Here is a 1,579-nt window from a genome sequence, read left to right on the forward strand (position 1 = left end):
CGGACGCATTGGCGGCCAGCCTAACGATGAAGGGCAAAATGTCTTAATCCCTTTGAAATCAGGGCTTGGTTCGGACCCACCGGAACATACACAACATAGCCCCCTCCAAAGTCTTAATCCCTTTGAAATCAGGGCTTGGTTCGGACCAACAGCGTCAGAGACAACATCAACTCCATGCGGTCTTAATCCCTTTGAAATCAGGGCTTGGTTCGGACCGGCTACCGCATTGAGGGATTCATCAACGGCGTGTCTTAATCCCTTTGAAATCAGGGCTTGGTTCGGACGCGCTTGTAACTAAGTACGTTACCGCCAAGCCCGCGTCTTAATCCCTTTGAAATCAGGGCTTGGTTCGGACTGCTGCAAGACGCATTGCTCAACACGCGCGAAGCCGTCTTAATCCCTTTGAAATCAGGGCTTGGTTCGGACGCTCAGGATGCTGCTAAAGAGCAGTATTTCGCCCGGTCTTAATCCCTTTGAAATCAGGGCTTGGTTCGGACACAGCAAGCCCGTACAACCCACTCAACGAGTGGTCTTAATCCCTTTGAAATCAGGGCTTGGTTCGGACGGTGTTCCGTTCATTAACAAGTCACAAGCGGTCTAGTCTTAATCCCTTTGAAATCAGGGCTTGGTTCGGACACCGCGCTCTATAACAAGCAACAGACAGTCATCGTCTTAATCCCTTTGAAATCAGGGCTTGGTTCGGACCCCTGCGCGGTGCGCAGTGGGGTAAGAATCCCCGTCTTAATCCCTTTGAAATCAGGGCTTGGTTCGGACCGCCTAGCACGCGATGGGGTAGCGCCCATAGGTCTTAATCCCTTTGAAATCAGGGCTTGGTTCGGACGCGCGCTTGTAAACGGTTAGTGAGGCCAGACACGTCTTAATCCCTTTGAAATCAGGGCTTGGTTCGGACTGCTGACCGCAGTCAAGACATACACAAACACCCGTCTTAATCCCTTTGAAATCAGGGCTTGGTTCGGACCGCTTCGTGCAATTCGCAAGCGCAATGCAAACAGGGGTCTTAATCCCTTTGAAATCAGGGCTTGGTTCGGACCACCGCCCGCATTGAAGCTCTTCGCGCACTGCGCGTCTTAATCCCTTTGAAATCAGGGCTTGGTTCGGACTGTTAACCGGAGCGAAAACATGATCAAGATCGAGTCTTAATCCCTTTGAAATCAGGGCTTGGTTCGGACCATTCTGGTGTTTGACTGAGCGCCAGCTCGGTGGTCTTAATCCCTTTGAAATCAGGGCTTGGTTCGGACTTTTTCTAATTTATACATGAAACATAGTATCACGGTCTTAATCCCTTTGAAATCAGGGCTTGGTTCGGACAAATCAAAGTCTGAAAGGGTAAGTGATCATGAAAAGTCTTAATCCCTTTGAAATCAGGGCTTGGTTCGGACGCGCAGGCCGCCTACACCACGTCGTGGGCGCGCAAGTCTTAATCCCTTTGAAATCAGGGCTTGGTTCGGACAATATCATGACTGTACGTACCTCCGCGGGGACGGTCTTAATCCCTTTGAAATCAGGGCTTGGTTCGGACCGGAAACACATACCGCCTAAACTATCTAACCCGCCGTCT

The 1,579-nt window shown here is 50.7% G+C and carries 3 protein-coding genes; all 3 read right to left on the reverse strand.

Annotated features, from left to right (window positions below; genetic code table 11):
* Window positions 1-644: 644 nt before the first annotated feature.
* Window positions 645-803 (reverse strand): hypothetical protein, encoded by a 159-nt coding sequence (locus tag ACK4TH_RS11720; protein WP_409626687.1) that lies wholly within the window; start codon window positions 801-803, stop codon window positions 645-647.
* Window positions 778-1,080, reverse strand: coding sequence for a hypothetical protein (locus tag ACK4TH_RS11725; protein WP_409626689.1), 303 nt, complete (start codon window positions 1,078-1,080; stop codon window positions 778-780). Before ACK4TH_RS11725 ends, ACK4TH_RS11720 begins: the two co-directional genes overlap by 26 nt.
* A 252-nt stretch (window positions 1,081-1,332) precedes the next feature.
* Window positions 1,333-1,579 (reverse strand): hypothetical protein (locus ACK4TH_RS11730; protein ID WP_409626691.1); only part of this gene is annotated, 247 nt, incomplete at its 5' end.

Source organism: Tepidimonas sp., from assembly GCF_046292505.1.
Classification (GTDB): Bacteria; Pseudomonadota; Gammaproteobacteria; order Burkholderiales; family Burkholderiaceae_C; genus Tepidimonas.

Coding starts and splice junctions, on each gene's coding strand:
- ACK4TH_RS11720 (WP_409626687.1), bottom strand. CDS start 803: ATGGGCGCTACCCCATCGCGTGCTAGGCGGTCCGAACCAAGCCCTGAT.